This is a genomic window from Halobacillus rhizosphaerae (assembly GCF_046719735.1).
GTDB lineage: Bacteria > Bacillota > Bacilli > Bacillales > Halobacillaceae > Halobacillus_B > Halobacillus_B rhizosphaerae.
The window spans coordinates 1-16,777 of record NZ_JAUTWQ010000015.1; the positions used below are offsets into that span (position 1 = coordinate 1).

Annotated in this window: 21 protein-coding genes and 2 tRNA genes; 19 read left to right on the forward strand and 4 right to left on the reverse strand. The window is 43.3% G+C overall.

Annotated features, from left to right (window positions below; genetic code table 11):
* Positions 1-91 precede the first annotated feature (91 nt).
* From Q7A53_RS15605 to tsaD, 7 genes are all read left to right on the forward strand, one after another.
* Positions 92-168: transfer RNA gene (locus Q7A53_RS15605), tRNA-Met, on the forward strand.
* 134 nt (positions 169-302) lie between these two features.
* Positions 303-379: transfer RNA gene (locus Q7A53_RS15610), tRNA-Asp, on the forward strand.
* A 121-nt stretch (positions 380-500) separates the two neighbouring features.
* Positions 501-1,484 (forward strand): thiamine-phosphate kinase, encoded by a 984-nt coding sequence (thiL, locus tag Q7A53_RS15615; protein ID WP_411790117.1) that lies wholly within the window; start codon positions 501-503, stop codon positions 1,482-1,484.
* A 4-nt stretch (positions 1,485-1,488) separates the two neighbouring features.
* Positions 1,489-1,944: a tRNA (adenosine(37)-N6)-threonylcarbamoyltransferase complex ATPase subunit type 1 TsaE gene (gene tsaE, locus Q7A53_RS15620; RefSeq protein WP_411790118.1), complete on the forward strand. Its 456-nt coding sequence runs from the start codon at positions 1,489-1,491 to the stop codon at positions 1,942-1,944.
* Positions 1,941-2,627: a tRNA (adenosine(37)-N6)-threonylcarbamoyltransferase complex dimerization subunit type 1 TsaB gene (tsaB, locus tag Q7A53_RS15625; protein ID WP_411790119.1), complete on the forward strand. Its 687-nt coding sequence runs from the start codon at positions 1,941-1,943 to the stop codon at positions 2,625-2,627. Before tsaE ends, tsaB begins: the two co-directional genes overlap by 4 nt.
* Positions 2,628-3,074 (forward strand): ribosomal protein S18-alanine N-acetyltransferase, encoded by a 447-nt coding sequence (gene rimI / locus Q7A53_RS15630; protein WP_411790120.1) that lies wholly within the window; start codon positions 2,628-2,630, stop codon positions 3,072-3,074. It begins immediately after the preceding gene.
* Entirely contained in the window at positions 3,071-4,126 is a 1,056-nt protein-coding gene (gene tsaD, locus Q7A53_RS15635; protein ID WP_411790121.1) for a tRNA (adenosine(37)-N6)-threonylcarbamoyltransferase complex transferase subunit TsaD, read from the forward strand. The genes rimI and tsaD overlap by 4 nt, the downstream gene beginning before the upstream one ends.
* A 293-nt stretch (positions 4,127-4,419) precedes the next feature.
* On the opposite strand, the gene Q7A53_RS15640 is transcribed toward tsaD, so the two are convergent.
* Entirely contained in the window at positions 4,420-6,354 is a 1,935-nt protein-coding gene (locus tag Q7A53_RS15640; RefSeq protein ID WP_411790122.1) for an ABC-F family ATP-binding cassette domain-containing protein, read from the reverse strand.
* Positions 6,355-6,521: 167 nt separating this feature from the next.
* Here Q7A53_RS15640 and moaC point away from each other — a divergent pair, with 167 nt between their 5' ends.
* From moaC to Q7A53_RS15690, 10 genes are all read left to right on the forward strand, one after another.
* On the forward strand, positions 6,522-7,010 hold the full coding sequence (gene moaC, locus Q7A53_RS15645; RefSeq protein WP_411790123.1) for a cyclic pyranopterin monophosphate synthase MoaC: 489 nt from the start codon (positions 6,522-6,524) through the stop codon (positions 7,008-7,010).
* 14 nt (positions 7,011-7,024) lie between these two features.
* Positions 7,025-7,678, forward strand: a complete 654-nt coding sequence (locus Q7A53_RS15650; RefSeq protein ID WP_411790124.1) for a redox-sensing transcriptional repressor Rex — start codon at positions 7,025-7,027, stop codon at positions 7,676-7,678.
* 238 nt (positions 7,679-7,916) lie between these two features.
* On the forward strand, positions 7,917-8,147 hold the full coding sequence (locus tag Q7A53_RS15655; protein ID WP_411790125.1) for a hypothetical protein: 231 nt from the start codon (positions 7,917-7,919) through the stop codon (positions 8,145-8,147).
* 42 nt (positions 8,148-8,189) lie between these two features.
* Positions 8,190-9,590 carry an MDR family MFS transporter gene (locus Q7A53_RS15660; protein WP_411790126.1) on the forward strand — a complete coding sequence of 467 codons (1,401 nt, stop codon included), beginning with the start codon at positions 8,190-8,192 and terminating at the stop codon, positions 9,588-9,590.
* A gap of 189 nt (positions 9,591-9,779) precedes the next feature.
* Positions 9,780-9,968 (forward strand): hypothetical protein, encoded by a 189-nt coding sequence (locus Q7A53_RS15665; protein WP_411790127.1) that lies wholly within the window; start codon positions 9,780-9,782, stop codon positions 9,966-9,968.
* A gap of 22 nt (positions 9,969-9,990) precedes the next feature.
* Positions 9,991-10,515 carry a GNAT family N-acetyltransferase gene (locus Q7A53_RS15670; protein WP_411790128.1) on the forward strand — a complete coding sequence of 175 codons (525 nt, stop codon included), beginning with the start codon at positions 9,991-9,993 and terminating at the stop codon, positions 10,513-10,515.
* Positions 10,516-10,581: 66 nt separating this feature from the next.
* The gene (locus Q7A53_RS15675; protein ID WP_411790129.1) at positions 10,582-10,866 is read left to right on the forward strand and encodes a hypothetical protein; all 285 of its coding nucleotides are present in this window, start codon (positions 10,582-10,584) and stop codon (positions 10,864-10,866) included.
* A 51-nt stretch (positions 10,867-10,917) separates the two neighbouring features.
* Positions 10,918-11,505: a histidine phosphatase family protein gene (locus Q7A53_RS15680; RefSeq protein WP_411790130.1), complete on the forward strand. Its 588-nt coding sequence runs from the start codon at positions 10,918-10,920 to the stop codon at positions 11,503-11,505.
* Positions 11,506-11,670: 165 nt separating this feature from the next.
* Positions 11,671-11,997, forward strand: a complete 327-nt coding sequence (locus Q7A53_RS15685) for a PadR family transcriptional regulator (RefSeq protein WP_411790242.1) — start codon at positions 11,671-11,673, stop codon at positions 11,995-11,997.
* Positions 11,997-12,755, forward strand: coding sequence for an HAAS domain-containing protein (locus Q7A53_RS15690; protein ID WP_411790131.1), 759 nt, complete (start codon positions 11,997-11,999; stop codon positions 12,753-12,755). The genes Q7A53_RS15685 and Q7A53_RS15690 overlap by 1 nt, the downstream gene beginning before the upstream one ends.
* A 75-nt stretch (positions 12,756-12,830) precedes the next feature.
* On the opposite strand, the gene Q7A53_RS15695 is transcribed toward Q7A53_RS15690, so the two are convergent.
* The 3 genes from Q7A53_RS15695 to Q7A53_RS15705 are packed head-to-tail and all read right to left on the reverse strand — an operon-like array spanning position 12,831 to position 14,317.
* On the reverse strand, positions 12,831-13,382 hold the full coding sequence (locus Q7A53_RS15695; RefSeq protein ID WP_411790132.1) for a GNAT family N-acetyltransferase: 552 nt from the start codon (positions 13,380-13,382) through the stop codon (positions 12,831-12,833).
* Between the two features lie 22 nt (positions 13,383-13,404).
* On the reverse strand, positions 13,405-13,602 hold the full coding sequence (locus tag Q7A53_RS15700; RefSeq protein WP_411790133.1) for a YdiK family protein: 198 nt from the start codon (positions 13,600-13,602) through the stop codon (positions 13,405-13,407).
* Between the two features lies 1 nt (position 13,603).
* Complete coding sequence (locus tag Q7A53_RS15705) at positions 13,604-14,317, reverse strand: CPBP family intramembrane glutamic endopeptidase (RefSeq protein ID WP_411790134.1); 714 nt, start codon at positions 14,315-14,317, stop codon at positions 13,604-13,606.
* Positions 14,318-14,602: 285 nt separating this feature from the next.
* On the opposite strand from Q7A53_RS15705, the gene groES reads away from it, so the two are divergent.
* Positions 14,603-14,887 (forward strand): co-chaperone GroES, encoded by a 285-nt coding sequence (gene groES, locus Q7A53_RS15710; protein WP_411790135.1) that lies wholly within the window; start codon positions 14,603-14,605, stop codon positions 14,885-14,887.
* 69 nt (positions 14,888-14,956) lie between these two features.
* Positions 14,957-16,591: a chaperonin GroEL gene (gene groL / locus Q7A53_RS15715; RefSeq protein WP_411790136.1), complete on the forward strand. Its 1,635-nt coding sequence runs from the start codon at positions 14,957-14,959 to the stop codon at positions 16,589-16,591.
* Positions 16,592-16,777: the final 186 nt, after the last annotated feature.

Below are 16,777 nucleotides of genomic sequence, written 5' to 3' on the forward strand. Positions count from 1 at the left end.
TCGGGTCGATCCCCGTGAGAGTAGGACGTCGCCACGTTGTTTGATTTTAAATTTCATATATTTAGTAAGAGCATTACCGCTTTTACATTATCGCGGGGTAGAGCAGTCTGGTAGCTCGTCGGGCTCATAACCCGGAGGTCGCAGGTTCAAATCCTGCCCCCGCAACCAATTTTAAACCGCAGCACTTCAGTGCATCCAATATAGCACGTAAGTGCAACCCAATTTATTTAATGGATTACTTAGTAGTTCATTAAATTTTGTAGTTTTATTAGAGGATTTTTTTACTAGTATTTCATTTTAGTGGTCCGGTAGTTCAGCTGGTTAGAATGCCTGCCTGTCACGCAGGAGGTCGCGGGTTCGAGTCCCGTCCGGACCGCCATTTAATTTTAATTTTTCAGCCTTAGGAACTTTTCCTAAGGCTTTTGTTATGGATTTTTTTAATTGTCCGCTTCCATTGGTATAATAGAAATAGTGAATGGAAGTAATTGAGGTGAATGTTTGTGGATGAATTTGCATTTATACAATCTATCCGCCCTGCCTATCTTCATCAGAAATCACTTATTCAAGGAATTGATGACGATGCTGCGGTGTTTCGTCCTGGTAATAGGGATGTGGTTACTACTGTGGATACCATGGTGGATGGTGTACACTTTTCTAAAGACACGATGGAGCCCTTCCATATTGGATACAGAGCCCTTGCGGCTAACTTAAGTGATCTTGCAGCGATGGGGAGTGTGCCTGCTTTTTATCTCGTGTCGCTTGTCGTTCCTAAAGATTACAGCCATGAGGAATTGAAAGGGATCTATGAAGGGATGAAGGAACTCGCTGAAGCTTATCAGGTAGATTTAATTGGGGGAGACACGGTTTCTGGCAAGGAACTGTCGATCTCCATTACTGTAATGGGTTATGTTAAAATAGGTGAAGCTCGGTATCGCTCTCACGCTCAAGCAGGAGACCGTATCTTTGTAACCGGTACTCTGGGTGATTCCAGGGGTGGTTTAGAATTACTTCTTAACCAAATGGATAGTTCTTCGGAGGCAGCTGCTTATTTAATACAGAGACATCGACAGCCATCTCCGCGTGTGCGTTTCGCTGCTTCGATCCATGATATCGATCGACTTGCGTTAAATGATGTAAGTGATGGGATAGCCAATGAAGCAAATGAAATTGCGGCAGCTTCTCAGGTTGATCTTCATATTGAGAATAATTGGCTTCCTTGTTCCCAAGCCTTAGCTGCTCTGTTTCCTAATGATTCACAAGAGTGGATGTTGTCGGGCGGAGAAGATTTTGAACTTCTAGGTACGGTCGCTGAAGAGAATTGGCAAGCAGTACAAGCAGCAGCCGATGAATTGCATCTTCCTATCCACATCATCGGTCAAGTCGAAGAAAAAGCGAAGGAGTTTGGCCAAGTTATCCTGCATAAAAATAGCGAAGCTGCTGTGCTTAAAAAATCGGGTTATACGCATTTAAAAGGAGGAGAATAATACGTTGACAACTTTTGAACTGCAAACCACTTCTCCTGAAGAAACGATGGAATTTGCTGAACGGTTAGGACGGGAGCTTTCCCCTGGAGATGTGTTAACGTTAGAAGGAGATCTTGGGGCGGGAAAAACGACCTTTACAAAAGGTTTGGGGCGTGGCCTCGGGGTCACGCGTACGATCAATAGCCCAACCTTTACTATTATTAAACAATATAAGGGGCGGATGCCCTTTTACCATATGGACGTTTATCGTCTGGAAGATAGTGATGAAGATTTAGGATTTGAGGAATTTTTTGAAGGAGAGGGCGTCACGGTGGTAGAGTGGGCGCATTTTATTGAAGAATATTTACCGGAACAGCGTTTGGCCATCCAGATCAAGTATGTGGATGACGAAAAACGTACCATAATGCTAGAAGCTTCTTCACAGCATTTTGAAGAGGTTTGTAAGGAGTTAGGCAGATGAACATATTGGCCATAGATACATCAAACTATGTAATGGGTGTGGCAATCTTAAAAAATGGTGCCGTTGCCGGGGAGTTGGTTACCCATATTAAGAAGAATCACTCCGTCCGTTTAATGCCGGCAATCAACGATTTGATGAAGGAGACAGGTACGGCACCTGAAGAACTGGATAGGATCGCAGTTGCACAAGGGCCGGGTTCTTATACAGGCGTGAGAATCGGATTAACGACGGCGAAGACAATGGCGTGGGCCTTAAACATTCCTGTAGTTGGAGTTTCCAGTCTTGAGGCAGCAGCGCGGCAGGGAGTATTTTTTGATGGATATATCTGTCCGTTTTTTGATGCGAGACGTGGGCTGGTTTATACTGGGCTTTATAACAGCTCCATGGAACTGGAGAAGAAGGAAGTCAACGTATTGATGGAGGATTGGCTGAAGGAGCTGCAAGGTTTGGATAAGCAGGTTCTATTCATTAGTCAGGATCTATCACTCCATGAAGCATTGATTCGCGAGATCTTAGGGGAGCAGGCGGTTATTCCGGAAAGCCCTTACCACTACGCACGACCGGCAGCTGTAGCTTTGGCAGGGATGAAGCAAGAAGCTGGTTCCATTCATGAACTTGTGCCCAATTACTTACGACTGCCGGAAGCAGAAGCCAAGTGGCTCGCCCAGCAGGAGAACAAATAAATGACAGTGCTGATTAGACCGATGGAAGATGAGGACATAAAGGAAGTCATGGTGGTGGAGTACGCTTCCTTCGCTGTGCCCTGGACTGAGGAAACCTTTTTTAACGAGATCAATGATAATCCGTATGCTCACTATTTTGTGGCAGAAGTTGATGAGAAGGTTGTTGGCTACTGTGGTTTGTGGCTGATTATTGATGAAGCGCACATTACCAACATCGCCATACATCCCGAATTTCGAGGAATGAAGTACGGAGAAGAGTTATTCAGACAAACCTTATTAGAAGCGATTGACCGGGGGGCTGTGCAGCTTTCGCTGGAAGTACGGGTATCCAATACAGGAGCACAGCACTTATATCGTAAATTCGGGCTCGTCCCTGGAGGAATTAGAAAAAATTATTATACCGATAATGGAGAAGATGCTTTAGTAATGTGGGTGGGATTAAAATGAAAAATGATCAATATATTGTAGCAATAGAAACCAGCTGTGACGAGACCGCAGTGGCGATTGTGAAGAATGAACGGGAACTTGTTACGAACATTGTGGCTTCTCAAATCGAGAGTCACAAGCGATTTGGCGGAGTGGTTCCAGAAATTGCTTCCAGACACCATATTGAACAAATTACCTTAACGTTAGAGGAAGCATTTACCGAAGCTGGTCTTACGCTTGAGGATATGGATGCGATTGCCGTTACTGAAGGACCTGGTCTGGTAGGGGCATTGTTAATCGGTGTAAATGCTGCGAAGTCATTAGCCTTTGCCAAGCAGAAACCGCTCGTCGGTGTTCATCATATTGCCGGCCACATTTATGCCAATCGATTAGAAAAAGAGTTTGAGTTTCCACTGCTTGCTTTAGTGGTCTCAGGCGGTCATACGGAACTAATCCTGATGAGGGAACATGGTTCTTTTGAAGTGATTGGAGAAACGAGAGATGATGCAGCTGGAGAAGCTTATGATAAAGTGGCCCGCACGCTGAAGCTCCCTTATCCAGGAGGGCCGTATATAGATCAGCTCGCAGCAAAAGGAGAGGAATCAATAGACTTTCCGCGAGCCTGGCTTGAAAAAGGATCGTACGATTTTAGCTTCAGCGGCTTGAAATCCGCAGTTATCAACAGGCTTCATAATGCCAAGCAAAAAGGCGAAGAATTAAAGCCAGAAGACATTGCTGCAAGTTTTCAGGCGAGTGTCATTGATGTGTTATCCACAAAAGCATATCAAGCGGCGCAGGATTACAACGTGAAACAAGTGATCGTTGCCGGGGGAGTTGCTGCTAACAAAGGACTGCGTGCAGCGCTTCAGGAAAAGTTCAAAGACGCAGGAGCAGAGTTGCTTATTCCACCCCTTCACCTTTGCACGGATAACGCGGCGATGATTGCTGCAGCAGGGGCTGTCGCGTTTAATCAGGGTCACAGGGCAGGCTGGGATTTAAATGCAAATCCGGGCTTAGATCTTGAAAATTATGGAGATAGAAAATTAATGAGTTATAAGGAAGACCTTTCTTAGGAGTCTAAGAAAGGTCTTTTTTTAGCTGAAAAGTTATGCACAGATGAATAATTATGCAGTGGATAAGTTGTTAATGGTATGTTTATTTGTGTAAAGAAATCGTTAACATAAATGTGTATAACTCTGTGGACAAATGTGGATAATGTGCATAAATGATTTAAGTTCGATAATATCAACGTTGATAAGTGGATAGAACTGTGGATAATATATTTGCCTCTCATACAACAATATACAAACAGAATAAAAAAGAATCCCCGTAGGCCATTGGTATAAGCCTTCGGGGGATTTAACATCTAGCTATGGAGAGATTCCCACTCTTCCATGAGTGCTTCCAGCTGGGTGTTCAGTGCTTCGTTGCTTTCGGTGATTTCCATGGAACGTTCATGGTCTTGAAATACTTTAGGATCACACAGCAGCGTTTCATTCTCCTCTAACTGTGCTTCAATTTGCTCAATCTCTTCTTCTATCTCTTCAATTCGGCGATTTTTTCTACGTTCTTCACGCTTAGCCGCTTTATCCTGTTCAAAGCTGTTTTTCGCCTTCGGTTCCTCTTCTGGACCAGCTGCCTGCTGGCGTTCTTGCTCTTCTAACTGCTCCAGCTCATATTCCTCTCGCTTTTTCTCAACATAGTAATCGTAATCTCCGAGGAACATGCGCGTTGCATCCGGCTGCATTTCCACGACCTGGGTCGCTATTTTGTTAATGAAATAGCGGTCGTGAGAGACAAACAGAAGGGTCCCGGGATAATCGACAAGTGCTGCTTCTAGGACCTCTTTGCTATCGAGGTCCAGGTGGTTGGTCGGCTCATCGAGCACTAGAAAGTTCGCCTTCTGCATCATCAGCTTGGCAAGGGAGAGGCGGGCTTTTTCTCCGCCGCTTAACGCTGATACGGGCTTTAGCACATCTTCTCCGGAAAAGAGAAAGTTTCCAAGCACGGTGCGAATATCTTTCTCATTCGTAAGCGGATAGTCATCCCATAACTCCTGCAGTACAGTTTTCTTCGGGTTCAGGTTCGTCTGCTCCTGATCGTAATAGCCAATTTGCACATTGGTGCCAAGCTTCACGTCTCCGTTCGCTTGAGTGAGAGTTCCCAGGATCGTTTTAAGCAGCGTAGTTTTTCCAACACCATTCGGCCCCACTAAGGCGACCGAATCCCCTCTATTTAAATCCACGTTCAAATCTTGAAACAGCAGCGGCTTATCTGCCTGATACCTGAACGAAAGATCTCGGAGCTTTAACACATCATTGCCGCTTTTGCGGTTAATTTGAAAGCTGAACTTGGCTGATTGGCCGTCTTCTTTCGGCTTTTCCAGTTTATCCATTTTCTCAAGCTGCTTTCGGCGGCTTTGCGCTCGTTTACTGGTGGTGGCCCGGACGATATTCTTTTGAATAAAATCTTCCATCCGCTTTACTTCCGACTGCTGCTTTTCAAATCGTTTCATTTCAAGCTCAAAGTCTGCTTCTTTCTTCTTTAAATAATCACTGTAATTGCCTGGATATTTCTTAGAAGCCTGGTAAGCAATCTCGTAAACGGTATTGACGATCTTATCGAGGAAGTAGCGGTCGTGGGAAACGATCACTACAGCTCCCTGATAAGACTGCAGATAGCCCTCGAGCCAGGCGAGTGTGTCAATGTCTAAGTGGTTGGTCGGTTCGTCCAGAATTAAGACATCCGGACTGGTCAGCAGCAGTTTGCCGAGAGCGAGCCGTGTTTTCTGGCCTCCGCTTAACGACGTAATCGCCGTGTCCCAGTCCTTCTTAGTGAAATTCAGCCCGTTCAGCACGGATTTAATCTCCGCTTCATACTGATAGCCGCCAGCGGTCTTAAAGTAATCCTGCTTGCGGTCATATTCAGCCAGCAGCTGTTCGTACTGCTGCGGGTTATCTAATAAATCAGGATCGGCCATTTGCGCTTCCATCGTTCGCAGCTCTGCTTCCAGCTGCTTTAAATGGGTAAAGACCATTTCCATTTCCTTATAAATCGTTTGATCTGACTGCAGACCTGTGTTCTGCGCTAAATAACCGACGGTCGTTTCTTTCGGTTTAAAAATATCACCGGAATCATGGCTCATTTCGCCCGCCATCATTTTCAACAGCGTCGATTTTCCGGCTCCATTCCGTCCGACAATCGCGATTCGATCATTCATTTGTACTTCCAATTTAATATTCGATAAAATTAATTCCGCGCCAAAGCGCTTCGTTAATTGATTCAGCTGCATGAGAATCATGTCGTTTCACCTCAATGAAATAAGTGTATCTTATATAGGAAGAGAGTAGCAAGGTTCTAGTTCGCAGTTTGTGAAATCTTTAACGACTTAAGGTTGATTTTTTGGTAGAATAAGAGTAGTCTTTCAGTGTTGAGATTGTGAAATTTAATAGTTAAAGGGGCATTCAAATGGCTGAGTTTACCCATTTTAATACTCAGGGCCGAGCACGAATGGTCGATATTTCTGACAAAGAAGAATCCGTCCGCACGGCTGCCGCACGTACGAGTGTGCAGGTCAATGCAGAGATTTATAATCATATAGCGAATAACTCGATAAAAAAAGGGGACGTGCTCGCCGTCGCACAGGTAGCAGGCATTATGGCAGCGAAGAAAACGTCCGACTGGATTCCCATGTGTCATCCGCTGTCTCTTTCAGGCGTAGATGTAACCTTCGATTGGGACGTGGAAGGTAAACAACCGGAATTGCACATCCATGTTTCAGTGAAAACAAAGGGAAGTACCGGTGTGGAAATGGAAGCGCTAACGGCCGCATCCGCAGCGGCGTTGACGGTTTACGATATGTGCAAGGCGTTAGATAAAGGGATGGTAATCGGACCGACTTACCTGGAAGAGAAGACAGGCGGGAAGAACGGAGATTACCAGAGGAAAGACCGGTAGAAGGAGGAAGTCAAATGGATCTTGAACAAACCAAAATACCCCAGGCGACGGCAAAGCGGCTTCCGCTTTATTACCGTTTCTTAAATAATCTGCACAGCCAGGGAAAAATGCGAGTCTCTTCCAAAGAGCTTAGTGAAGCGGTGAAGGTCGATTCCGCAACGATACGCAGAGACTTTTCTTACTTCGGGGCACTTGGCAAGAAAGGCTACGGCTATAATGTTGAATACTTACTCTCTTTTTTCAGAAAAACTCTGGATCAGGATGAAACCACAAAGGTAGCATTGATTGGTGTTGGGAATTTGGGCACCGCTTTTCTAAACTATAACTTTACGAAAAATAATAATACGAAGATCGAAGTGGCATTTGATGCGAATTACGACCGGGTCGGGCAGGAAGTTGGCGGAGTACCTGTTGAACATATTGATAATTTGGAAAAGAAAATGGGAGATCTGTCCGTAGCTATTTTAACGGTACCGGCATCCGCAGCACAAGGGATTGCCGACCGACTGGTTGAAGCCGGGGTATCTGGTATCCTGAATTTCACACCGGCGCGGATCAGCGTTCCTGCCAATGTCAGGGTGCACCATATTGATTTGTCTATTGAATTACAAGCGCTTGTTTATTTCTTGAAGCATTATCCGCTCTCAGAAATGCAGGAGGATGAATGAAGAAAAAAGGGGAACCGTTCTGGTTGTCCTTTTTTTGTCTGGAATTCTAATAGAGGGTAAAAGGGAAGATGATAAGGGTTCGTAGAATAACAAGAAAAGGTTGAGTGGGTGCACGGGGAGTATTTGATTGGTCTCTTCTATAACGGACGGTACCGTTTCACATAAAAGTGTGGGAGAGACGATAAGTGAGGGAGCAAGTTCAATCGCATATGCTGGCTCTACGTTAAAGGAGGGTATTATGGACAGAAAAAAGGATCACATCTCTTTAATGTTTTTGTTTCCTTTGTTTACGTTTACTTTTACAGTTGCAGGCTTAACCATTTACCTAGCTATCATTATAGGAATCATTGGGTTTCTTACCGCTTTGAACTTGATCTTCTTGAAAAAGAATGTTAAATCAAATGTGATCTGTCTAGGACTTATTCTGATCATTCAGCTGTTTCAGCTCTATATATTTGTAAGTGTTTAGGTTAAGGGGAACTTCGTAAGGCGAAAGATTGGAGGGTCTATGATGAGTAAGGTACAGAATAAATGGCTCGTGGTTGTATCCGTTTTGTTTGGAACGTTTACGGTGATATTAAACAATAGTATGTTAAATCCGATCCTCCCCAGGTTTATTGAGATCTTTCATTCTAATGCGGTCGCAGTAGGCTGGATTCTTACCATTTTTATGGTTTCCATGGGAATGACGATGCCTTTAACTGGTTACTTTGGAGATCGGTTTGGGAAGAAAAAGGTGTATTTGACCGGACTTTCCATCTTTATTCTCGGTTCGTTGTCTGGTTTTTTCTCCAGTACACTGCCTATGGTTATTATCTCAAGAGCCATTCAAGGCATGGCCGGCGGCTTGATGATGCCGATTGCGATGGCTTTGATTTTCAACTCATTCCCCCGTCATGAAAGAGGGCTGGCCGTAGGAGTCTACGGTGTCGCAGCGATGGTAGCCCCGGCTGTTGGGCCAACTGTCGGCGGGTTTTTAATTCAGTATTTGGACTGGCCGTGGTTGTTTGCTTTCAACATTCCATTTGGTTTAACGGGACTTATTTTATCCTTTAAATTTCTGGAGCGGACAGAAACAGATCCAGAGAAGAAGTTTGATTTAGTTGGGTTTCTTATCATTACCCTCGGCATTGGAAGTGTTCTCTATGCGTTAGGCCGGGGAAAGACGCTTGAAAATCTTGTAGATCCACTGAATTTGACTTTAATTATTGCAGGAATCGCAGCGGTTATTGCTTTCGTTTTCTATGAAAACCGGCAAAGCGATCCGCTGCTCAACTTATCTGTCTTCAAAGTGCCGACCTATACCGTTTCAATTCTCGTCACTTCATCGGCCTCGATCGGCCTGTTTTCAGGGATTTTCCTGCTGCCATTATTAATTCAAAATGTGTATGGATTAAATGAAGTCATGACAGGGGTACTCTTTCTGCCTGCTGCAGCGGCAAGCGGAATATTTATGTCCATAGGCGGGAGAATTCTTGATAAAAAAGGACCAAAATACGTCGTGCCGCCCGGTTTGGCAATTATGGCTGCGGCGACGATAGGGTTAGGTATGTTAAAGCTGTCGACGCCTTACTGGCTGATCCTTGCTCTGAACACGGTCCGCGGACTTGGAATGGGTATGGGAAATATGCCAGCCACAACTTCAGGAATGAACGCGATTCCTGAGTCGCTCGTCGCTCAAGGGTCAGCGATGAACAATATTATCCGGCAAATCTCCTCATCGCTTGGGATCGTGTTCTTCTCGATTTATTATGAAGTAAGACGCGCGCAGATTATGTCTGTCACAGATATGGACAAAACGGCGGCTGCGCTGCAAACGCTGAATGAAGCGTTCTTAGTATCGGCAGCAGTGCTGATTATTGCCTTGCCGTTTTCCTTTATTTTAAAGGGAGTGGAAAGTGAGAAAGAATAGGTAGACGTGCTCAAGCAGTTCAACTCGTGTACAGCATTGTACGCTGGGGTGAACTGCTTTTTTATCTGGGAATTTAATCGCTTCCAGATCGATATCTGCCATTTTATGGTATTGTTAATGTAGAGGAATGAAACTTTCCTGTGTTGTGATACGTAAAAAAGCAGAGGACCTTAAGGGAGGGGCTGGAAGATGAAAGAATGGCTCGAGAGTAAAAGAGTCGTGCTGAGAAAAAGTAAACAAACCGGTCATTATTCGGTCTGGGACTTTGTCTTTGATTTATTGGATTGGGTGCCAGGCCTGTTTGTACTGTTGGCGAGAATGGTTTTCTGGATGCTCCGAGGCTTTGTACGATTCGTTCATATGATGACTTCTAATTAAAATAAGCTAAGCCATAGAGAGGATGGGAATACTGAAAAATAATTTGATTTTAAGAGAAGCAACAGAAGCGGATGCAGCTGTAATTCTAGATATTCAAGAGTGTGTAGTAGCGGAACTAGATTACTTAATTACTGCGCCGGAAGAGTTTAATAAAACGGTGGAAGAACAACAGGAATGGATACATAAGGTAATACAAAGTGAAAGAGAAACGATTGTTGCAGCTGAAATAGATGGAGCAGTAGTTGGCTGGATTGCATTCCAAACGAGTTCACGCAGCAGATTAGCACATACCGGGTCGATAGGGATGATGATCAAGCCTTCCTTTCGAAACAGAGGAATAGGAAAAGCGCTGATTATGTATATCTTAGACTGGGCAGCTGAAAACCCGCTTATCGAAAAGGTTTGTCTCGGTGTGCTTTCTACAAATGAACGGGCCATCAGGTTATATGAGGGTCTTGGATTTGTGGAGGAAGGTCGCAAAGTTAAAGATATCAAGTTTTCTGAGGACCGTTATGCGGATGATGTATTAATGTATAAGTTTGTTTAATTGAGACCCGTGAAAAGACACGATATGAGGATTCCATTGATTAGGTTTTGCAGATTGGAGGGAGTTATGGAAGAGAAAACATCAATAAAAGAAGTGATCTTTAATAAACATAGACATTCAAACACTAAAAAAGCTCTTGGCATATTATTAATCATTCTCATTGCTCTTCCAACCAATGAAAAGTTCGAGAATGCTTTGTTGTTACTTGTTACCTTCACAGGCAGTATTTTTTATCTTTGTAAGCTCTCTATTTATAATACGAAACGAAGTAACCATGACATCATTATGCTGATTATATATGTAGGTTTTTTTATTGCCTTAGTTCTATTAATAACTCTTACAGATTTCTGATAAGTCCGTTTATCAGAGTGATATTTAAATTCTACAATTCAGGAGATCATTATGGAAATAACAATCATTAGGCATGGCAGATCCACTTATGTAGTGAAGAATCGTATGAAGAGTTCTGCTTTTAAGTCATGGGTCGATAACTATAACCTTGCGGGGGTTCTGGACGAGGTCGAGTATCCACTAGTCGCCCTAACAAGGATTTCAACAGCTGGCATTGTGTTTTCCAGTCATCTACCTCGTTCAGTAGAGTCGGCAACTCTATTAAATGCAGAGGGAACGGTGAGTGATTCGTTATTTCGGGAAGCGGAGCTGCCTCACATAAATAGAGACATTCTTAAGGTGAAAATGCCTCCTGGTTTGTGGGCAGTCAGTTTACGAGTGATTTGGCTTCTTGGTTATTCCAAAGGCTGCGAGTCTTATAGATCTACGAAGAGGAGAGCATTACAAGCAGCAGATAAATTAATTGAATCCGCAGAATCCCATCAAACAGTGGTGTTAGTGGGGCATGGATTCTTTAATCGAATGATCGCACGAGTGCTTAGAAAGAAGGGGTGGTCAGGCAGGAGAAGGCCAGGCGCGAAGCATTGGAATTGTACGAGTTACTCTTTGACTCAGCAGCGGGAGTCTGAAGTGGATTGAAATGGCAGTTTGGACCATCAAGCTGCTGACCGCGGGAGATTTAAATAAAGTGTTGATTTACTGGAATACTTTGCTAAGATAAAACTATATTGTATTGCAAGTGTTTTTTTAGATAACTATCTTGTATAACAAGTTAATATTTAAAAGGAAACGGAGGAAGAAATCCTGTCATCCACTCAAATTTTAAAAGGAATATTGGAAGGATGCCTGTTATCGATTATTGGTAAAGGCGAAACGTATGGCTATGAAATGATTGAGAAATTGAATGATTATGGATTCAACATGGTGAAAGAAGGCAGTATTTATCCTCTGTTACTAAGAATGAAAAAGGAAGGCTTGGTGACGACCACTCAGAAGAAATTACCTTCCGGCGGCCCGAAACGGAAATATTATCGGCTCACCCTAGAAGGCCAGGAGGAATTAGAAGAATTTAAGCACAATTGGAGTGCTATTTCGAAGAGTGTGAATCGGCTCATTGAGGAGGAAGGGTAATGGAATTATCGGGTAAAAGTCGGGAATTCTTAGATCATTTACGCTTGTATTTAGTCTCAAGCGGTAAGCAGCAGGAGGACATTGACGAAATCGTACATGAATTGCAGGATCATTTATTTCAGGCAGAACAACAAGGCAAAAGTGTGGACGATGTGATCGGCCAGTCGCCGAAAGAGTATTTGCAGCAAATATCAGGTGAGCTGCCTTTAGGTATGAAGGATATCCTCAAATACAGTGTGCTGATTGTAGTGGGGGCTTTTGCTTATATTCTATTAGGAGATGCGATTAAAGGAGGTATCGAGTACTCTCTTTTGCAGTTGATTGGTTATCCGTTTATTGCGGTGTTTTATACGGGAGTTGTTATTATGTCATTTCGTTATATTGCCGTCTCCGGTATAAATATAATCAGGCAGTGGGTTTTATTTTCAATGATAGGGATCATCCCGGTGGCTCTATTTGTAGGTTTATTGGTTTTAAACAAGGCATATAGCACCCCCACCGTCGTGTTTACAATGACTTGGAACATTATTGCGGCTGGTTTCGCTATCGCTGTTTTTATCGGTATGGCGATTTGGTCAAAGACATGGATCACCATCATCATTCCTGCCCTGTTGTTTATCCCTGATCTCGTCCTGGAGGCAGTAGATGTTCAAGAAAGCACGAAAGCAATCTTATCAAGCCTGGTTGTGTTTATCGGCATGGCTGTTTACTTGTTAATGGTATGGAGGAAAGAGAAATTGTATGCTGGCGAAAATTAATCGCTTGGGTTAGAAGTCTAAGACTAAAAAAAAGAGGCCGCCTTCCTTAAATAGGGGAGCTGCCTCTTTTATATTTCACTCTTTTTCTTTGCGCTTTTCTAACCATTCCCGTCTCAACATTCCATATAAACACATGTCATACCCTTCGCCATCCCGCAGGATAAATTCACGGTGAGCTCCTTCATAGGTGAAACCTAATTTTTCATACATCTTAATGGCGGGTCGATTATATTCAAAGACCGTTAACTGCAGACGGTGTAAATTCAATTCCTGAAAAGCATACTCCATAATCAGTTCCATGGCTTCCGTACCATAACCTTTGCCTTGCAGGTTTTCATCTCCAATGCCGATGGTGATCCATCCGTTTCTGCGCGACCAAATGATCCCTTCTAATTCTATGTAGCCGATAAATTGATTAGATTCGTGAATCGCAAATAAGAAGTGATTATCACTTTTATAAGCTTCATCGCGCCAGTTCTTACACTCTTCAAATGTCTTAGGTTTTGGCGGCAGAGCATCAAAGAGTCGGAGAAATCGGGAATCTAAATACCAGCTAGAAAGTACGTGTAAGTTTTCGTCTGTTAAAGTAGAAAGTTTAATACGGGAACCAGTTAATAAATGAGTCATCCGAATTCTCCTTTTTGATTACTTATTTCTGTGAGTTGCGAATGCGGACATGAAGATTGAACAGACGGATCGATACCGCAATATTCACGGTAGCAACCATCGCTAGAATCAACGTCGTTGCATTCCAGATCGTTTCCTCTACCGCCTGTGACGCGATATAGGTAAACCCGGCCCCCATTCCCAAGTATAGAAGGGCCATAACAAACGGGGAAATTTTCATATTACATAAAGCCTCCAGTAAATATGGTTTGCATTTGTTCCTGAAGCTGTCTGATTTTCTCCTCCGTTAAATTAAACTGCGTCAGTACGACCAGTAAATTCATCGCCATATGAGCAATGATCGGAGTAATAATTCGATTTGTTTTCACATAAAGGAAGGCGAATACGACTCCCATGGCGAAGTAAACAAATAAGTGAGTAATGTCAAAGTGAAACAGTCCGAAGACCAGTGCTGAAATGACAACAGCTATGAGGAAATTGGTTCGTTTATAAATGGATCCAAAGACAATCTTCCGAAAAATAATTTCTTCTAGAATCGGCGCAAAAATCACTGGGATAAGAATGAAAATGGGAGCTCTGCGTGCGATTTCCATTAAACTCATCGTATTTTCCGAAGCGGATTTAATGCCGAACAAGCTTTCAATATAGGCAGCTATTGCTTGAGAGAATAAAGCTAAGAAGACACCGGCAATGGCCCACAAGGCTGTTTTCCCAGCGCTTGCCTTATCGCTTCTCATTGATGCTTCCTTCATATCCGGTCTTAAGCACAGTAAAGTAATTAAGGTTGTAATCGCAAAAGAAATCACAGACCAGATCGCCACGGCGTGGTATTTATCTAGCCCGGTTGTTTCATATAGAAATTTAACCCCAACAATGGCAGACAGCTGGGCAATGAGTACATAGCTGAGTATAATACCCCAATAACGCTTAGGCATAGGTTCACGGCTCCTTTTCTATGTTAGCAGGAAAGAGGATTTCGCAGGTTGAATACCATACGGCCGCTCTCCACTTTTCTTACTTTATGTATTTTATCACAATTTAAAAACCTCACATAAGAATAACGGTTTCTGAACAAGAAAAAGATGTTAAAAATTTCAGCTTTTTTACTTGAAAAATGATAGCGAATTGATTATGATAATAATTGTGTTAGCACTCGTGAGTGTTGAGTGCTAATAATCGACAAAAAATGATAATTGACCTTATCGAGGAGGGTGTCCTAATTGTTAAAGCCATTAGGTGATCGTATTGTTATTGAATTAGTGGAAGAAGAACAAACAACTGCAAGCGGAATTGTACTTCCGGATTCAGCAAAGGAAAAGCCGCAAGAAGGTAAAGTCGTTGCTGTGGGTACAGGCCGTATCACAGACAATGGAGAGAAAGTCGCTCTTGAAGTAGCTACAGGCGACCGTATCATCTATTCTAAGTTCGCAGGTACTGAAGTGAAGTATGAAGGAAGCGAATATTTAATTCTTCGTGAATCTGACGTACTAGCCGTTATTCAGTAATTACTTAGAGTAATTATTAAAAAACAATACATGATTTCGATACGAGTTTGATAAGGAGGACATATAGTTATGGCTAAAGAAATTAAATTTAGTGAAGACGCACGCCGCGCGATGCTTCGCGGGGTAGATTCATTAGCAAACGCTGTAAAAGTAACACTAGGACCAAAAGGACGTAATGTGGTGCTGGATAAGAAATTCGGTTCCCCATTAATTACCAATGACGGTGTAACCATCGCCAAAGAAATCGAGCTTGAAGATCACTTCGAAAACATGGGTGCTCAGCTTGTTTCTGAAGTAGCTTCTAAAACAAACGACGTAGCCGGTGACGGTACAACAACTGCAACGGTTCTTGCTCAGGCAATGATCCGTGAAGGTCTTAAAAACGTTACTTCTGGTGCTAACCCAGTCGGTATCCGCCGCGGAATTGAAAAAGCAGTCGCTGTCGCAACAGAAGAACTGCGCAAAATCTCTAAGCCGATCGAAGGCCGCGAGTCCATTTCTCAGGTAGCCTCCATCTCTGCTTCTGATGATGAAGTTGGACAAATCATTGCTGAAGCTATGGAACGCGTAGGAAACGACGGCGTTATCACAATTGAAGAATCTAAAGGCTTCAATACAGAACTAGAAGTGGTTGAAGGTATGCAATTCGACCGCGGCTATGCTTCTCCATACATGGTTACTGACCAGGATAAAATGGAAGCGGTTCTTGATGACCCTTACATTCTAATTACAGATAAGAAAATCAACAACATTCAGGAAGTTCTTCCTGTACTTGAGCAAGTTGTTCAGCAGTCTAAACCTTTACTTCTTATCTCTGAAGACGTAGAAGGCGAAGCTCTTGCTACACTTGTTGTGAACAAACTACGTGGAACATTCAACGCTGTTTCCGTTAAAGCACCAGGATTCGGTGATCGCCGTAAAGCAATGCTTGAGGATATTGCTACATTAACTGGCGGTCAGGTTATTACAGAAGACCTTGGGCTTGATCTGAAGAATACAACTATCGATCAGCTTGGCCGTGCAACTAAAGCGGTTATTACGAAAGAAAACACAACGATCGTTGAAGGTGCTGGTAACCCAGACCAAATCGCATCTCGTGTCGCACAAATCCGTGCACAATCAGAAGAATCTACTTCTGAATTCGATAAAGAAAAACTACAAGAGCGCCTTGCGAAACTTACTGGCGGAGTAGCAGTGATCAAAGTTGGTGCTGCCACTGAAACAGAACTAAAAGAACGCAAACTACGCATCGAAGACGCCCTGAACTCTACTCGCGCAGCAGTAGAAGAAGGAATCGTTGCCGGCGGTGGTACAGCTCTTGTGAACATCATCAGCTCTGTTGAAGGACTAGGTCTTGTCGACGACGAAGGCACTGGCGCAAGCATCGTTCTACGCGCGCTTGAAGAACCAGTACGCCAAATCGTTCACAACGCTGGTCTTGAAGGATCCATCATCGTTGAACGCTTGAAATCCGAAGCAGTCGGAGTAGGCTTCAACGCAGCAACAGGCGAATGGGTAAACATGGTTGAACAAGGTATCGTAGACCCAACCAAAGTTACTCGTTCCGCACTGCAAAACGCAGCTTCCGTAGCAGCTATGTTCTTAACTACTGAAGCAGTAGTCGCTGACCTTCCAGAAGAAGACAACGGCGGTGGCGGTATGCCTGACATGGGTGGCATGGGCGGAATGGGCGGCATGATGTAATCATGCCCCAAACACTGGTATGACAAGGTTTTCTTACTTTGTAAATAGGTTTTGACTTAATTTCTATAACTAGTTAAAAACCACTCTTAAGATAATTATCTTAAGAGTGGTTTTTTATTGCTTTTTTAGCTGAAACAAACCATAATTTAAGCTCATATTTACTGCCTTTAGATTCTGCATCGGTTT

Bases quoted from the DNA above. Each gene is read 5' to 3' on its own strand.
- tsaB (WP_411790119.1), top strand. From the start codon at position 1,941: ATGAACATATTGGCCATAGATACATCAAACTATGTAATGGGTGTGGCA.
- rimI (WP_411790120.1), top strand. From the start codon at position 2,628: ATGACAGTGCTGATTAGACCGATGGAAGATGAGGACATAAAGGAAGTC.
- tsaD (WP_411790121.1), top strand. From the start codon at position 3,071: ATGAAAAATGATCAATATATTGTAGCAATAGAAACCAGCTGTGACGAG.
- Q7A53_RS15640 (WP_411790122.1), bottom strand. From the start codon at position 6,354: ATGATTCTCATGCAGCTGAATCAATTAACGAAGCGCTTTGGCGCGGAA.
- moaC (WP_411790123.1), top strand. From the start codon at position 6,522: ATGGCTGAGTTTACCCATTTTAATACTCAGGGCCGAGCACGAATGGTC.
- Q7A53_RS15650 (WP_411790124.1), top strand. From the start codon at position 7,025: ATGGATCTTGAACAAACCAAAATACCCCAGGCGACGGCAAAGCGGCTT.
- Q7A53_RS15655 (WP_411790125.1), top strand. From the start codon at position 7,917: ATGGACAGAAAAAAGGATCACATCTCTTTAATGTTTTTGTTTCCTTTG.
- Q7A53_RS15660 (WP_411790126.1), top strand. From the start codon at position 8,190: ATGAGTAAGGTACAGAATAAATGGCTCGTGGTTGTATCCGTTTTGTTT.
- Q7A53_RS15665 (WP_411790127.1), top strand. From the start codon at position 9,780: ATGAAAGAATGGCTCGAGAGTAAAAGAGTCGTGCTGAGAAAAAGTAAA.
- Q7A53_RS15670 (WP_411790128.1), top strand. From the start codon at position 9,991: ATGGGAATACTGAAAAATAATTTGATTTTAAGAGAAGCAACAGAAGCG.
- Q7A53_RS15675 (WP_411790129.1), top strand. From the start codon at position 10,582: ATGGAAGAGAAAACATCAATAAAAGAAGTGATCTTTAATAAACATAGA.
- Q7A53_RS15680 (WP_411790130.1), top strand. From the start codon at position 10,918: ATGGAAATAACAATCATTAGGCATGGCAGATCCACTTATGTAGTGAAG.
- Q7A53_RS15690 (WP_411790131.1), top strand. From the start codon at position 11,997: ATGGAATTATCGGGTAAAAGTCGGGAATTCTTAGATCATTTACGCTTG.
- Q7A53_RS15695 (WP_411790132.1), bottom strand. From the start codon at position 13,382: ATGACTCATTTATTAACTGGTTCCCGTATTAAACTTTCTACTTTAACA.
- Q7A53_RS15700 (WP_411790133.1), bottom strand. From the start codon at position 13,602: ATGAAAATTTCCCCGTTTGTTATGGCCCTTCTATACTTGGGAATGGGG.
- Q7A53_RS15705 (WP_411790134.1), bottom strand. From the start codon at position 14,317: ATGCCTAAGCGTTATTGGGGTATTATACTCAGCTATGTACTCATTGCC.
- groL (WP_411790136.1), top strand. From the start codon at position 14,957: ATGGCTAAAGAAATTAAATTTAGTGAAGACGCACGCCGCGCGATGCTT.